The sequence below is a fragment of the Reyranella sp. CPCC 100927 genome, from assembly GCF_007859315.1.
Classification (GTDB): domain Bacteria; phylum Pseudomonadota; class Alphaproteobacteria; order Reyranellales; family Reyranellaceae; genus Vineibacter.
On record NZ_VOHA01000036.1, the window covers coordinates 39117 to 53965 of the forward strand.

Sequence of the window (14849 nt, forward strand, 5' to 3'; positions counted from 1 at the left end):
GCGACGCCGATGCGGCAGTGCCTCACCCGATCGGGTGAAAAATCGCCGTCGTTCAGTTCGCATCGACTGCACGCCGGCCGCGAATGCGCGGCGGACCATCATCGCATGCGGCGGCGCGCCTCACCCGATCGGGTGATGTCTTGCGGCTCCAGCGCTGTCATCGTGGATCTCCCGCACATGCGAGGGGATATTTTGCGCGATAGCGATGAAATATCATCAGCCTTGCTGGACCGGATATACGACGCCGCCATGGATCCGCATCTGTGGGACTCGGCAATCCAGCAGATCGCGACACTGACTCACAGCAGCGGCGGCATCCTGATGGGGCAGTCGGGACTGCACGAGGCCCTCTACTTCACGCATCACACCAATGTCAGCGAGGAGTCCATCCGCCAACTCGGCAGCCGTCATGTCCTCAACCCGTGGACCCAGTACATGTGGACGACCAGTCCAGTCGGCGTCGCCGTGCCGACGGACCGTATCCTGCCGGCCGCTGACCTGCGTCGAACAGCCTTCTTCGACGAGGTCCTGCGGCCCAGCGATGTCAGTCATAGCCTCATGATCGGGCTGACGCAGAAAACGGAATTCGGCGTCGGCGTCAGCCTGAACCGCCCCTTCCGTCAGGGTCCCTATGGTGAGGCCGAGCAGCGGTTGCTAACGGCCTTAGCGCCGCATCTGCGGCGGTCGGTTCAACTCGGGTTTCGCGTCGATGCCTACAAGGCCTTGCAGCACCAAGCCTATGAATCGTTGGATCGCCTCGCTATCGGTGTGATCCTGCTCGATCGTCGCGGCAAGATCGTTTTCGCCAACGCAGCAGCGCTGGCATTGGATGATGCGCGGGGGCCGTTGCGTCTGGGGCGGAGGAGCGTATCGCACACGTCATCGCTACATACCCGGCGTATCGAGGCATTGGTGCAAAAGAGCCTGCAGGGCACACCAATGGCGGCCATCAGCGTGCCGCGCTCCGACGACAGCTATCCCCTGACCATCCTGGCCACCCCCATGCGCGGTCGGGATGTCGACCGGCTGGCCGCTGCCTCGTTGAAGGATGCCGCGGTGCTGCTGTTCATCGTGGATCCCGCCAGCAAAGTCGGCGTCTCGCCGCGGCTGTTGATGGAGGCGCATGGGCTGACCCACGCCGAGGCGAACGTCGCGGTCGCCATGTCGGCGCACGGCACCATCCCCGACACGGCGCGTGCGCTGGGTGTGTCGCCCAACACCGTCAAGACACATCTGCGAAACGTCTTCTCGAAGCTCGGGATCGGCCATCAGGCCGAGCTGGCGCGCCTGATAGGCTTGCTGCGCGTGGTCAATCAGCCGGCGCCGCCTGCATCGGCCGCAGTTCGACGTTGACGCCGTAATGATGCGCACCGCCGCCCAGGATCATGCCGCGGACGGGGCTGACGTCGGAGAAATCGCGACCCCAGGCGACGATCACATGCTCGTCGCGCGCGATCAGGTCGTTGGTCGGATCGAGGTGGACCCAGCCGGCTTCGGGGCCGCACCACACCGCGATCCAGGCATGGCTGGCGTCGGCACCGCGTAGCTCGGCGCCGCCGGCGCGCGGGTAGGTCCGGATGTAGCCCGAGACATAGCCGGCGGCGAGACCCAGGGCACGCAGCGCCGCGATCCCGACATGGGCGAAGTCCTGGCAGACTCCCAGCCGGCGGGCGAACACCTCGTCAAGGGGCGTCGAGACGTCGGTAGCGCCCGGTGTGTAGGTGAAGTCGGTTCGGATGCGGTGGATCAGATCCACGGCGCCGGCGAGGATCGGCCGCCCGGCCGGAAACGACGGCAGGGCATAGGCTGCAGCCTCGGGGCCGATCATGACCAGGGGCGAGGGATGTGTGAACTCGGCGGCTGTCACGGATGCGGGAAAGGCGCTCGCGAGCGTGGCGGCCACGGTCTCCCAGGGCGGCGTCGTGTCCGGATCAGGTGGTATCGGCAGTGCGACGTCGACATGCGAGCGCATCTCGATGATGAGCACGGTGTGGGCCTGGTCGATGCGAAACGAGTCGACCAGATTACCGAAGTGGTCCGTGTGCAGCGCGTGCGCGTTCGGTGGCGGATCAACCAGCAGGGTGCAGTCGGTGACAGCCTGACCGGGAAAGGCGCGCGGCCGCAGGTGCGCGATATGCTGCGCCAGATCGACCGTCGCGGCGTAGCGGTACGAAGTACGATGCGAGACGATGTAACGCATGGGCGAACTCACACCACCGGCAAGCCCAGCATGCGGGATGCCGGTACGAGTGAGAAGTAGTTGCGGGTGAGGTCGTCCGACAGCTGCCCCAGTGCCTGCTCCAGCCGGTCGAGCGCATGGCGCAACTGGGCCAGGGCCAGGCCTTCGTGTCGCCAGGCGCGCTCATCGCGTGCGAACATCATCACGGCATCGCGCAATTCGCCGACATGCGGCTCGGCCGCAAAATCAACCGTGCTGCCGGTGGTGCGGCCAAGCTCGGCGAGATGGTGATGAATCGCCTGAAGCTGGAACGCAACCGCGCGCGGATTGCTGTCATCGAGTAGGACCAGGTCGAGCGCCGGCGCCGGTTCGAGCGCGCCGAGATAGCGTGTGCGGTAGGTGATGGTCGAGTCGCACAGTTCGAGCGCCAGGCGCATGGCCGACTCCCACACCAGCGGCGTGTAGGAAAAGGGCGACAGCGCGCCGCGACAGGTGAAGTGGCTGCGCTCCAGGCGGCGACCGATATCAAGGAAACGCCAGCCCGCACCGCGCGTGACATTCTCCTGCGACAGCCCGGCGAAGGTGGCAACGAAGCGGATCAGATCATCGAGCGCCGCGAGCTGCCGGTCGACGTCACCGCGCGCGGCCGCCAGTCTGCGGTTCATGGCGCCCAGCAACGCATCCAGCGCCGCGATCATGTCGGCCGACAGACGATCACGTGTCGATGCCGCCAGTCGCTTGATGGCACGCAGCGTTTCGGCGATCGGCCGACCGTCGGCGGTGAACCGCGTCAGCGTCTGCGTCAGCAGCATGCTGTCGGGCGGCGCCAGGGCTTCCTGAGCACCGATCAGGCCCATGTCGCTCAGTGCCCGTGTGAGCTGGCGCAGTTCGGTCTGATCGCGGGGGCCCATCGGCCCGAGCGCGACCCGCGATAGGGCGGCCCGGGTCAATCGCGCGGTATTGTCGAGACGTTCGGTGTAGCGGCCGAGCCAGAACAGGTTGTCGGCGATACGGCTCTGCAGATCGACGCCTCGTTGGACGGCCAGTCGTTGGAAGCGGGCCGACGATGGGATGACGACGTCGGCATCGTCTTCGGCCAACACCCAGATGTCGCGCAACTGGCCATCCAGGCGGCCAGGCAGCGCCAGCGGGTCGCTGGCCGGTGTGCGCGCAAAGCCACCGGGCATCAGGGTGTAGTCGCCGTCACGCGCCACGACGAACAGGCGCAGGATCAATGGATCGGGACGCAGACCCTCGCCGCTCCAGGATGGCGCGACCGACGGTACCACGCGGCGCTGTGCCAGCCAGGCGGAAGGCTGAGCCCGTACGTTGTCGTAAAGCGCACGCCTGTCGGCGTCGGGAACGGAAGGCGCCGGCCGTCCGGAAGGGGCAGCCTCGAAGGCGGGCCGGAAGACCAGCGAGTCGAAATGCGCCAGCGCGTGATCCAGCGCCGGCTTCTCGCCCAGCCACCAGACGTCCAGCGCCGGCAGTCGCAGATCCTCGCCCAGCAGGTGGCGCGCCAGTCCCGGCAGGAAGGGTGCCAGCGCCGGTGCCTCCACCACGCCGCTGCCCAGCGCATTCGCCACCGTCACCTTGCCGCTGCGGGCGGCGCCCAGCAGTCCGGTGACGCCCAGCGTCGAATCGGCGCGCAGTTCCAGCGGATCGCAATAGGCACTGTCCAGCCGGCGCAGCAGCACATCGACATGCTTCAGTCCTTCGAGTGTCTTGAGCGCGACACCGTCGGCACGCACCGTGAGGTCGGCACCCTCGACCAGGGTCATGCCCAGGGCGCGGGCCAGGAACACCTGTTCGACGTAGGTCTGTGCGTAGGGGCCTGGTGTCAGCAGCGCGATCAGCGGATTGCCACGGCCGCCAGTCGCCAACTCGGCCAAGGTCTCCTGCCACTGTTCGTAGAACGGGCCGATGTCGCGCACGGCGACGGCGCGGAAGGCCTCGGGCAGTGCGCGCGCCAGCGTGCGGCGGATGTGCAGCGCATAACCTGCGCCTGCCGGCGCCTGGGTATGGTCGGCCAGCACGGCCCATGATCCGTCCGGCATGTGGACGACGTCGGCGGCATAGGTCACCAGGTGGCGCACCGGCGATGACGAATCCGGACTGTGACAGGGACGCAGGAATTGTGGGTTGGCGTGCAGCAGCGCCGGCGGCAGGACGCGCTCAGCCAGCAGGCGTTGCGGGCCGTAGATGTCAGCCAGTACCGCGTCCAGCACGCGAGCGCGTTGCGTCAGGCCGTCTTCCAGCAGGCGCCAGTCCGAGGGTGACACCACCAGGGGAAGGCCCTCCAGGGTCCAGGCTTCGACCGGCGGTGCACCATCAGGCGTGGCGATCCCGGTGGCGCCGCCTTCGACCAGCTGCAGGCGGGCCCGCTCGACGCGCCCGGCAAAGCCGGTGCCGGGCAGAGATCGCACGACGCTGAGCAGGGCCTGCCAGTGGTAGCGGATCGTCCCCTGGCCCGTGACCAACTCATCATAGGCGCCCTTGGTGGGGGACGCCTCCGGGGTGCGCAGGGCCTTCATGTCGCCGAAACGGTGGTGGACGGAGGGGCAGAATCGCACAGGTGGACCGCGGGGTCCACCTTGCGTGCGCGAGCGGTCCGTTCAGGCGCGGCGCAGATCCAGCGTCAGCGGATGGTCGGGATTGTCGAGCGGGCGGGGTCTTGCCATCGCACCCGTGGTGTGGCCGATCGGCGCGAAGCGGATGCGGCGGCGGGCCTCCGCCTCGTTGGCATTCACCGGGAAGCGGTCGTAGCTGCGACCGCCGGGATGCACGACATGGTAGGTGCAGCCGCCGATCGAGCGGCCGCTCCAGGAGTCGTAGATGTCGAAGATCAACGGGGCATGCACGCCGATCGTGGGATGCAGCGCGTTGGGCGGTTGCCAGGCGCGATAGCGCACACCGGCGACATATTCACCTGGTGTGCCCGTCGCGCGCAGCGGCACGGCATGGCCGCCGCAGGCGACGACATGGCGGCTGTCGTTGAGGCCGCGCAGCTTGACCTGCAGCCGCTCCAGCGATGAATCGACAAAGCGTGCCGTGCCGCCGGCCGTCCCTTCCTCACCCAGCACGTGCCAGGGCTCGAGCGCATGGCGCAATTCCAGTTCGATGCCGCGATGGGCGATGGCGCCGATCTCGGGGAAGCGGAACTCGAAGTGCGGCAGGAACCAATCGGGCTCGATGTCGTAGCCGACGTGCCGCAGGTCCTCGATGACGTCCCCGAAATCCTGCCAGATGAAGTGCGGCAGCATGAAGTCATCGTGCAATCGTGTACCCCAACGGGTCGGTTTCTTGTCGTAGGGCTGGCGCCAGAAGCTGGCCAGCAGGCCGCGCAGCAGCAACTGCTGGGCCACGCTCATGCGCGGATGTGGCGGCATCTCGAACGCACGCAGTTCCAGCAGGCCGCGGCGGCCCGAGGCGTTGTCGGGGGCAAAAAGCTTGTCGATGCAGAATTCGGCACGGTGCGTGTTGCCGGTGACGTCGACCAACAGGTTGCGGAACAGGCGGTCAACCAGCCAAGGGGCCGTTTCCCGGCCGCTTTCAATCTGGCGGAAGGCGATCTCGAGTTCAAACAGTGCATCGTTGCGCGCTTCATCGACCCGCGGATGCTGGCTGGTGGGGCCGATGAAGAGGCCGGAGAACAGATAGCTGAGCGACGGATGATTCAGCCAATAGCCCAGCAGGCTCTTCAGCAGATCGGGGCGGCGCAGCAGTGGCGATTGCGCCGGCGATTCACCGCCGAGGGTGACGTGGTTGCCGCCGCCGGTGCCGGTATGACGGCCATCGACCATGAACTTCTGCGCACCCAGCCGCACATTGCGCGCCTCCTCGTAGACGATCTCGGTCTTGTCCACGATGTCGCGCCAGGTGGCTGACGGGTGGATGTTGACCTCGATGACGCCGGGATCGGGCGTCACCGAGAATTGCGACAGACGCGCATCGAACGGCGGCTGATAGCCCTCAATGAAGACCGGACAGCCCAGCTCCTCGGCGGTGTTTTCGACGGCAGCGACCAGATGCAGATAGTCCTCGGCATCCTCCGTCGGCGGCATGAACACGTGCAGGTGTCCGTTGCGCGGCTCGAACGACATGGCGGTGCGCATGATCCAGCCGGCCGACTGCCCCTTGGCTGGCATGCCGCCGGTTCCGGGTTCGGGCGTACGACCATTGTCGCCGAGCGCCAATGATGAGGCTTGCGACCGGTCATCGCCGCCGGCCATCGTCGGCGATTGCAGGCGCGTCACGGCCGCGCGGCGCAATGCGTCCAGCGGCGGGAAGGGCGCCTGCGGTACCAATGGATCGGGGTCATAGAAGTAGGTCTGGTCGTCGGCCGTGGCCCAGGGCAGCGAATCGAGCGGCAGGCGATAGCCGATCGGCGAGTCGCCGGGGATCAGATAGAGCCTTTGCGGCCGTACGAACCACGGCCCGCTGCGCCAGCGGCGGCCGCGCCCATGGTCGCGTTGGATCGGCAGCACATGGCCGACGACGCTCTCCAGGCCCTGCTCGAAGACGCGCGCGAGCCGGGCGCGTTCGAGCGGGTCCTTCAGGTTGGAGTCGGCGGGGTCGACGTTCACCGGCAGACGCCGCTCGCGCCACAGGTAGTACCAAGTGTCCTCGAATGCCGGCAGCGCGAAGCCCGGATCGATCTGCAGCCGCTCGGCCAGGATGTGTGCGAAACGACCGGCAAGGATCGCGTCGGCTCCGTTGGGCTTTTCTTCATGGGCGATCAGGCGCGGGTCGCGCCAGATCGGCTCACCGTCCTTGCGCCAGAACGCCGTCAGCGCCCAGCGCGGCAGCTGCTCGCCCGGGTACCACTTGCCCTGTCCGTAGTGCAGCAGCGATCCGCTGCCGAAACGGCGCACCAGCCGTCGGAACAGGTTGCCGGCGATACGGCGCTTGTTAGCGCCCAGTGCTTCGGTATTCCATTCGGCGCCATCCATGTCGTCGACCGACACGAAGGTCGGCTCGCCGCCCATGGTCAGGCCCATGCGGCTGCTGGCCAAGTCGCGATCGATCGTATCGCCCAGCGCGACGATGCGGCGCCATGTTTCGTCGGCGTAGGGCTTGGTGGTGCGCGGTGTCTCGCGGACCCGTGCCACCGACATGGTGAAGGCGAAGTCGACGTCCGCTTTGCCGACCAGGCCTTCGACCGGCGCCGCGCTTTGCGGTTCCGGCGTGGCAGCGAGCGGAATGTGGCCTTCGCCTGCCATCAGGCCGGAGGTTGGATCGAGGCCGATCCAGCCGGCGCCGGGAAGATAGACCTCGCACCAGGCGTGAAGGTCCGTGAAGTCCTGGGCCGGGCCTTCCGGTCCGTCCAACGGTTTCTCATCCGCCGTGAGCTGGACCAGGTAGCCCGAAACGAACCGCGCGGCGAAGCCGAGATGCCGCAAGATGTTCACCAGCAACCAGCCGGTGTCGCGACATGATCCTTTGCCCAGCTCCAGCGTGTCCTCGAAGGTCTGGATGCCGGGCTCCATGCGGATGACGTAACCGATATCCTGCTGCAGCCGGCGGTTCAGCGCGACGAGGAAATCGACGCTGCGCTTGGGCGATCGGTCGACACGCGCCAGCCAGGCGGCCAGCCGTGGACCCGGCGGTGACGTCTTGCGAAACGGTGCCAGGTCCGCCGACAGGGTCGGGTCGTACTGGAACGGATATTCCTCAGCGTCGGGGGCGAGAAAAAAGTCGAACGGATTGATCACCGCCATGTCGGCGACCAGGTCGACCGTGACCTCGAAGCGCGACGCCGGCTCAGGAAACACGAGCCGTGCGAGATAGTTGCCCTGCGGATCCTGTTGCCAGTTGATGAAGTGTCCGGCGGGCTCGACTTTCAGCGCATAGGACAGGATCGGCGTTCGGCAGTGCGGCGCGGGACGTAGACGCACGATCTGCGGGCCCAGTGTCACCGGTCGGTCATAAACGTACGTGGTCCGGTGATGTAGCGCGACGTGGATGCTCATGGCCTGGCGCACTCTCCCATCCCTTGTTTCACTGCGCGTCCCCCTTGTTGTCCCTCTTGCAGCAAGTTTCGCGCCACCGCTATTGTCCGCGGGCATTGAATGGAGGGAAACATGCAATCGGAAATCGCTGAAGTCGAAAAGACTCTTCATACGTATTTCGATGGCCTCTACGAAGGCGACACCAAGAAGCTGGGCGAGGCGTTTCATCCGGCCTCGCATCTCTACAGCGTGACCAACGACGGCACGGCCGGCGACCTGCCGCGGGCCGACTGGTTCAAGGCCGTGGAAAGCCGGCCCTCGGCCAAGTCCAAGGGCGACGAACGGCGCGATCGCATCGTGTCGATCGATTTCAGCGGACCGACCACGGCGTTCGCCAAGGTCGAGTGCCAGCTGCCGCCGCGTTACTACACGGACTACCTGACCCTGCTGAAGATCGATGGTCGTTGGCAGGTGATCGCCAAGGCGTTCCACTTCGTCACGAAGTAGGCCTGGTCAGATCGGGCCGAACTGGCGTGCGGCCAGCAGGCTGACCAGCATCACGCCTGTCAGCGGCCAGCGCAGGCGTGGATACCAGGGTGCAACCCAACCGCGACGGGCTGCGGTGATGTCGTAGGCCAGCACAAGAAGCAGGGTCGCGGCCATCATCGTCAGCCCGTTGCGTTCACCCAGCGCCAGGGCGAGCCACGCCAGCAACGGCGCGATGGCGGCAGCAGCCAGTCGCGCGCCGGGCAGCGGCGCCTCGCGCAGCGCCGCACCGGCGTGGATGGCGCCAAGGAACGAGATCACGCAGGCGCTGTAGCTGATCAGCGCGACGTAACCGTAAAGCCGCTGGGTGGGACTTGATGCCAGCGTCGCAGCGGCGGCCGCTGCGACGAACGGGATCAGGCTGGCGACCCCCAGCAGCAAGGCCGCCAGGGGGATGCGCCGGTCTGTCGGTGGCGCGGCGCGGGGCTGGTCGACCGGACGCGCCATGGTCGGGTGCTGCGCGGCTATTCCTTCACGTCGGCGGCGACCCGGACCTTCAGCATCTTGTCGGGGTTCTGCGGCGGCTCGCCCTTCTTGATCTTGTCGACGAACTCCATGCCCGACACGACCTTGCCCCAGACGGTGTACTTGCCGTCGAGGAAGTCGGCCTTGTCGAAGCAGATGAAGAACTGGCTGCGGGCACTGTTGGGATCGTTGGTGCGCGCCATGGACATGGTGCCGCGCACATGCGGCTCCTTGGAGAATTCGGCCGGCAGCCGATCGCCCATGCCGCCGGTGCCGGTGCCCTCGGGGTCGCCCGTCTGGGCCATGAAGCCGGCGATGACGCGGTGGAACACGACGCCGTCGTACTTGCCTTCGCGGGCCAGCTTCTTGATCTGCGCGACATGCTTGGGCGCCAGATCGGGCCGCATCTGGATGACGACGCGGCCATCCTTGAGGTCGATGTAGAGCGTGTTTTCCTTGTCCATCGGAGCCACCGTCTTGCTTTGAGCGAAACTGTTCGCGCTCACGGCAAGGAGCGCGACGAGGGCCGTCAGCAATGTGGTCCAGCGCATGCGTATCCCCTGGCGATGATCGAACGCGGCGGACCATGGCGGAACTGGCCGGCGGGTGCAAGCGTGGGCAATGCGTCATTCTAACCGGAAGCTGAACGGGACCTCGACCAGGATGGCGTGCCGCAGCACGATGCCGGGCGGCGGCCGCGGCGGGCGGAACCGCAAGCTGCGCGCCGACTGCAGCGCGGCGGTATCCAGGCTGGCATGGCCGCTGGACTTTTTCAGGCGCGTGCTGCGCAGGGCGCCGCTGGGATCAAGCTCGATCTCGATCAGCACGTCGCCCTGCTCGCCCCTGGCGCGGGCCTCGGCCGGGTAAGCCGGCTGGCGGGGATCGTGTCGTGCGCCTGCGGTGACCACCAGAGGCGACAACCGCGCCGCGGGTTCGGCCGGCGTGGTTTGAGGTGCTGGCGGCGTCGGCAGGCGCGGCGACCACAGCGCGAACGGATCCGGCGTGGACGGTGGCGCCGTCCGGGCATCGGCAGCGGTGGTCGGGGGTGAGCCGGGGGTAATCGAGAAGCCGCCGTCGTGGAACGGCAGCGCCGGTGGTGCCTGCGGTGCGGGGCTGTTGGCGTCGGCCTGCGGGCCGGGCGCCGATGGTGGCGGGACTGGCGGCACGGCGGTTTCTGCCGGTGGGACCGGTCTTGGCCCTGGTGGCCTGTCCGGTTCCGGGGGTGGCGCCGCCTTCGGGGGCGGGACCAGCGGCGGTGGGTCGACGAGGGAGACCTCGATTTCGGTGACATCGGGCGTCGGTCGTGTTGCCGGGCTGGTCATGCCGATGATCATCGCCACGACCGTCGCGTGCAGCCCGAGGGCAATCGCCAGGCTGCCGCTCCAGCGCAGACGCTCCCGGGCAATCACGCCGGGTCGGCCGGCGGGCAGCAGTCGACGCATTTCCCACAGCCTGTGTCGCGGTCGCCAATCTCAATCACACACCGCTTGAATACGCTGCCGCAACCACCTGGGGAATGGTGGGTTCAGTGGTTTCGCGATAAATTAACGTTACACCTCAATGACCTACCGTAAACGATTCACCGCCCGTGACTTTTGCCGTGATATGTCTAACCCACGGAAATTTATTACTTTTTTCATGTCAATTGTAGCTCACGCAAGGTATTCTCAGTTCACTTTGAACCAATGAACGTCTGGCGCTGTCCCCGGAATTCACGATGCGTCCTCATGGTGTCTCGGAACTTCGGGCGATCCTCGCGCGGCCGCTGGCGGCGCCGGCTGACGGGGCAACGGGCGGCGGCTACAGCGCCATCTTCCCCGAACCGTCCGACAACGACCGCGGCCGGCAGCTTGAAGAAACCTGGGCATCTCTGGTTGCGCAATTGCGTGAGCCGGTCGACTCGACGTTGCGTGGCGGCATGTCGGCCGGAGACATCGCCTATCGCCTGGGGGAACTGGTCCACGGCTATTTCCGGACCCGCGGCGTGACATTGACCAGTTTCGAACTGCGTCGCATCGTGGTGGCGCTGCTCGACAATTATCGCCAAGGTTGGCCGGTGCTGACCGATTCCACGACCGCGATGGCTGCCGCCTTCGCGGGCACACCGCCAGCGGAGGCCCTGGTTGCCTTCGACCGTGATGCCGCGCAACAGCCCCCGTCGGGCGCCGGCTGGAATGGCGACGCGCCCTCGGCGGCGCGCGGACCATCTGTTGCGCTGCCCGACCTGCCCTCGCCGCTGGTGTCGGTTGTGCCGCGATCCGAAGCGCCAAAGTCGCCGGATCGGGCCACTGCCCCCGATGCTGCGGCGGCAGCGCAGCCTGGACCACCGGCACCGGCGGTGGTGAGTGTCAGCGCCGCCCTGGCCGTGGTTGTGCCGATCGTCGAACAGCAGCGTGCCAGTGCGCCGCGCCCGCCGGCACCGCGTCGTGACATCCTGCAATGGCTGCGCGGTGTGGTCACGTCGGCGCTGGCGGGGGCGTCCATCACGGTTGCGCCGACCGATCACGACGCGCTGGAACAGCAGGCTTTCGACGAACTGTTCGGCCTGGGTCCGCTGGAAGCAGTACTGCGGGACGAGACGGTGTCGGCGATTTTCGTCAACGGGCCGGGGTCGGTATTCGTCGACCGCCGTGGCCGGCTCGAACCGGCGCGCCTGGCGTTCGGTGATGCAGGTCAGTTCGACAGGATCGTCGCGCGGTTGGCCGAGCGGGCCGGCGTCCCGGCCACCGGCGAGCGTGAACCGCTGATCGACCGCCGCCTGGACGACGGTACCCGGGTGATCATCACGGCGCCGCCGCTGGCGCCCGCCGGCCCCTATCTTGTCATCAGCCGGCCGGTGACCCGCACCGTTACCCTCGATTCGCTGGTCGCCGAGGGCGTGCTGTCGCCGCAGATGGCAAGCGTGTTGCGCCTGGCCGTGCGCAGCCGGTTGAATCTGCTGGTCAGTGGTGCGCCGGGTACGGGCAAGACCGCCTTGCTGGCAGCCCTGGCGCGCGTGGCTGCAGGCGAGAGTCGCATCATCACGATCGAGCGTGGCGCCGAACTGCAGTTGAACGCGCCGCATCACATCCCGCTGATCGTTGCGGGCAGTGCCGGTATCGCGCCCTCGAGTGCGTTTGCCGCAGCGCTGGCGCTGAGGCCGGATCGCCTGCTGGTCGACAGTGTCACCGAGGCTGTGGTGCCCGGCATCGCCGACGCCGCCTGGATGGGCACTGACGGGATGACCGCGAGCCTCGGTGCAACGGCACCGCAGGATGCCCTCGAGCGGCTGGAAGCCCAGTTGCGCGTCAGTGATGCGGCGTTGTCGCCGACAGAGGTGCGGCGGCGGCTGGCGCGCAGCTTTGAACTCATCGTGCATCTGGAACGGCTGCCCGACGGTATGCGCCGTGCGCGACATCTGAGCGATGTCATTGTCGAGGGCGATGCCGTTGTCAGCCGCGATCTGTTCGCGTTCGATCCGGCGGCCGGGCGGTTCGTGCCGACCGGCGTGCGCCCGGCATTTTTGCCGCGCGTGGCGCGCGTGGGCCTGCAGCAGGCGTTGCTCGACGTGCTGTGAGCGCTAGCGCGCGGCGATCAGTTCGGCGCCGTCGCGGGCGCGGTCGGTCTTGTTCACGACAGCACGGAAACGCTCGAGGTCCTTGCCGGCGAGGCCGGCGCGCTGCGTGGCGCGCGCCGAGAGCGGGTTGACCGGTCTGCCTTTCTGGTGGAGCTCGTAGTGCAGGTGCGGGCCGGTCGACATGCCGGTGCTGCCGACGAATCCTACGACCTGGCCCTGATGAACGCGCGCACCGGGACGGATGCCGGGGGCGTAGCGCGCCATGTGCGCGTATCCGGTGGCGATGCCGCCGCCATGATCGATCTTCACCCAGTTGCCGTAGCCGCCGTAGGGGCCGGCGGCCACCACGGTGCCGGCGCCGGCGGCCAGGATCGGCGTGCCGTACGCGGCCGCGAAGTCGACGCCGGTATGCATCGCCGTGAAGCCCATGATCGGATGACTGCGCATGCCGAAGCCCGAGGACAGGCGGTTCAGGCCCATGGGCGTGCGCAGCAGCGACTTCACCACGCTTTGTCCGTTGCCGTAGTAGAAAAACTCGGCGCCGCGCGCGGGCTTGAAGCGATAGACATTGTAGGTGTTCTTGCCGCCGCCGGTCGTCAGCTGGGCCCACAGCACACGACCGGGGCTGACCAGGCGGCCATCGGTTGTGTAGGCTTGCTCGATCAGCACCGCGAAGCGGTCGCCACCCTTGACGTCGTATTGCAGGTTCACGTCCCAGGAGAAGGCGCGCAGCATCTCGGCCAACACGGACGGTGGAATGCCGGCGGCATCGGCACTGCCGCGCAGCGAGCCTTTGACGACGCCCGAGGCGCGCACCAGCTTGGGCACCACCTCGAAGGTGCGCTGGCGGGCGCTGAAGGTGCCCTCGGCGCTGCGCTCGAGCGTGATCTCGCGGCGCGCTTCGGGGCGAATGACCAGGGCTTGAAGCGTCGGCTTGCCGTCGCTTTCCTGCGGCGCCTGCACCTGCAGCGTGATGGTTTCGCCGACGGGCAGGCGGGCGCCCTTCAGCACGGGCTTCAATGCGGCAGCGGCCTTGCGGATCTCGTCGGGGGCGAAATCCATGTCGCGCAGGACGCTTTCCAGCGTGTCGCCCTTTTCGATGCGGACAGTCGTTTCGTAACGATCCATCGACTCCGGTTTGTCGTCGTCATCGCTGCGCGGCGGCGTGGCGTCGGCGGTCTGCGGGCCAGGGGTGTCGGTTGGTGTCGCGGTGGGCGCCGTATCGGACTGCGGGGTGTCGGCGCGAGCGACGGCAGGCGCGCCGCCGCTGTCGGGAGGCATGCCCGCCGTGTCCGGCGCTTCTGTCGGCGATGGTGCTGCAGATGCCGATGGTACGGGCTGATCGTCTGCGGTGGGGGAATCGGCTGTGGTCGTGAGCGAATGGGAGTTGAGAATGACCCAGCCCAGAATGGCCAGCAGCGCCGCACCGCCCAGACCTGCGCTCAATTTCAGCCAGGCAGGAATGGCCCGGGCTGGCGGCTCGAGCGCAACGAGCGTGGGTGGCGCGGGTGTATCCTTTGATCCGGCTTCCGCCGGAAGCGACGCGGCCTGCACAGGTTCGGCCGACGAGACGCGCTGGTCCGATGGCGTGCTGGGAGTCGCAAGGGTTTCGGAGGAATCCGGTTGATCGAGCATCCGCACATCCCTGGGGGGCAGGAGGGGATCGGACGGCGCGTCTCATTTCGTGGCCCTTGGTGGGATCGGATGGGTGGCCATTCGATCGACTATCCCAGGGATATGAGCCGTCGCCGTCGGGCGGCGTGATCGCGGGAGGTGTTGTACACAACCTGCCCACAAATCCGCCGACCTCTAGGTATTGTTGCTAAAATCGTCGAATCTCGCAATAACAACAATAGGTTCGGTCTGGCGCCTCAGTTTTCGACAGGGCAGTCAACAAGTTGTCAAAAAGCCCGTTGACAGGGCCCAGGGGTACGCGTACAAGCCCGCCTCCCGCGAACGACGGGGCGTCTTCGAAACCGCAGCGTAACGGCGGTGCCGCGAAGTGCGCTCTGGAAGGTCGCGGTAGGGCTTCGGCCCACGCTTTATGGACAGGTCTGAGGAAGGGAAACGCTGGCGGCGGTGTAAGAGCCTGGGCTGGGGCAGAGATGTTCTGGTCTTGGTGTTGGACACTGTCGCGAGCGAGGACGCAGGT

At 67.2% G+C, this 14849-nt stretch carries 10 protein-coding genes; 3 read left to right on the top strand and 7 right to left on the bottom strand.

Translation table 11 applies throughout. The features are described 5' to 3' along the window. Nucleotides 1-249: 249 nt before the first annotated feature. Nucleotides 250-1353, top strand: a complete 1104-nt coding sequence (locus FQU96_RS40180) for a helix-turn-helix transcriptional regulator (protein WP_178131125.1) — start codon at nucleotides 250-252, stop codon at nucleotides 1351-1353. Here the strand turns inward: FQU96_RS40180 and FQU96_RS40185 are convergent. From FQU96_RS40185 to FQU96_RS40195, 3 genes are all read right to left on the bottom strand, one after another. Then, nucleotides 1310-2200 (bottom strand): transglutaminase family protein, encoded by an 891-nt coding sequence (locus FQU96_RS40185; protein WP_146547068.1) that lies wholly within the window; start codon nucleotides 2198-2200, stop codon nucleotides 1310-1312. The two genes, FQU96_RS40180 and FQU96_RS40185, sit on opposite strands and share 44 nt — an antisense overlap. Nucleotides 2201-2208: 8 nt before the next feature. Then, nucleotides 2209-4713, bottom strand: coding sequence for a circularly permuted type 2 ATP-grasp protein (locus tag FQU96_RS40190; protein WP_146547069.1), 2505 nt, complete (start codon nucleotides 4711-4713; stop codon nucleotides 2209-2211). Nucleotides 4714-4794: 81 nt separating this feature from the next. Further along, nucleotides 4795-8151 carry a DUF2126 domain-containing protein gene (locus tag FQU96_RS40195; protein WP_146547070.1) on the bottom strand — a complete coding sequence of 1119 codons (3357 nt, stop codon included), beginning with the start codon at nucleotides 8149-8151 and terminating at the stop codon, nucleotides 4795-4797. Between the two features lie 111 nt (nucleotides 8152-8262). Between FQU96_RS40195 and FQU96_RS40200 the strand changes: the two genes are divergently transcribed. After that, nucleotides 8263-8637 (top strand): nuclear transport factor 2 family protein, encoded by a 375-nt coding sequence (locus FQU96_RS40200; RefSeq protein WP_146547071.1) that lies wholly within the window; start codon nucleotides 8263-8265, stop codon nucleotides 8635-8637. Between the two features lie 6 nt (nucleotides 8638-8643). On the opposite strand, the gene FQU96_RS40205 is transcribed toward FQU96_RS40200, so the two are convergent. From FQU96_RS40205 to FQU96_RS40215, 3 genes are all read right to left on the bottom strand, one after another. Then, on the bottom strand, nucleotides 8644-9123 hold the full coding sequence (locus tag FQU96_RS40205) for a DUF3429 domain-containing protein (protein WP_146547072.1): 480 nt from the start codon (nucleotides 9121-9123) through the stop codon (nucleotides 8644-8646). A 17-nt stretch (nucleotides 9124-9140) separates the two neighbouring features. Further along, a complete protein-coding gene (locus FQU96_RS40210; RefSeq protein ID WP_218575069.1) occupies nucleotides 9141-9605 on the bottom strand; it encodes a peptidylprolyl isomerase in 465 nt (154 codons plus the stop codon). Between the two features lie 162 nt (nucleotides 9606-9767). Continuing rightward, nucleotides 9768-10583 carry an energy transducer TonB gene (locus FQU96_RS40215; protein WP_146547074.1) on the bottom strand — a complete coding sequence of 272 codons (816 nt, stop codon included), beginning with the start codon at nucleotides 10581-10583 and terminating at the stop codon, nucleotides 9768-9770. A gap of 275 nt (nucleotides 10584-10858) precedes the next feature. Between FQU96_RS40215 and FQU96_RS40220 the strand changes: the two genes are divergently transcribed. After that, nucleotides 10859-12697, top strand: a complete 1839-nt coding sequence (locus tag FQU96_RS40220; RefSeq protein ID WP_146547075.1) for an ATPase, T2SS/T4P/T4SS family — start codon at nucleotides 10859-10861, stop codon at nucleotides 12695-12697. 3 nt (nucleotides 12698-12700) lie between these two features. On the opposite strand, the gene FQU96_RS40225 is transcribed toward FQU96_RS40220, so the two are convergent. Continuing rightward, nucleotides 12701-14332 carry a peptidoglycan DD-metalloendopeptidase family protein gene (locus tag FQU96_RS40225; protein WP_146547076.1) on the bottom strand — a complete coding sequence of 544 codons (1632 nt, stop codon included), beginning with the start codon at nucleotides 14330-14332 and terminating at the stop codon, nucleotides 12701-12703. Between the last annotated feature and the right edge of the window lie 517 nt (nucleotides 14333-14849).

Coding starts and splice junctions, on each gene's coding strand:
- FQU96_RS40215 (WP_146547074.1), bottom strand. CDS start 10,583: ATGCGTCGACTGCTGCCCGCCGGCCGACCCGGCGTGATTGCCCGGGAG.
- FQU96_RS40225 (WP_146547076.1), bottom strand. CDS start 14,332: ATGCTCGATCAACCGGATTCCTCCGAAACCCTTGCGACTCCCAGCACG.
- FQU96_RS40220 (WP_146547075.1), top strand. CDS start 10,859: ATGCGTCCTCATGGTGTCTCGGAACTTCGGGCGATCCTCGCGCGGCCG.
- FQU96_RS40195 (WP_146547070.1), bottom strand. CDS start 8,151: ATGAGCATCCACGTCGCGCTACATCACCGGACCACGTACGTTTATGAC.
- FQU96_RS40180 (WP_178131125.1), top strand. CDS start 250: ATGGATCCGCATCTGTGGGACTCGGCAATCCAGCAGATCGCGACACTG.
- FQU96_RS40210 (WP_218575069.1), bottom strand. CDS start 9,605: ATGGACAAGGAAAACACGCTCTACATCGACCTCAAGGATGGCCGCGTC.
- FQU96_RS40190 (WP_146547069.1), bottom strand. CDS start 4,713: ATGAAGGCCCTGCGCACCCCGGAGGCGTCCCCCACCAAGGGCGCCTAT.
- FQU96_RS40200 (WP_146547071.1), top strand. CDS start 8,263: ATGCAATCGGAAATCGCTGAAGTCGAAAAGACTCTTCATACGTATTTC.
- FQU96_RS40205 (WP_146547072.1), bottom strand. CDS start 9,123: ATGGCGCGTCCGGTCGACCAGCCCCGCGCCGCGCCACCGACAGACCGG.
- FQU96_RS40185 (WP_146547068.1), bottom strand. CDS start 2,200: ATGCGTTACATCGTCTCGCATCGTACTTCGTACCGCTACGCCGCGACG.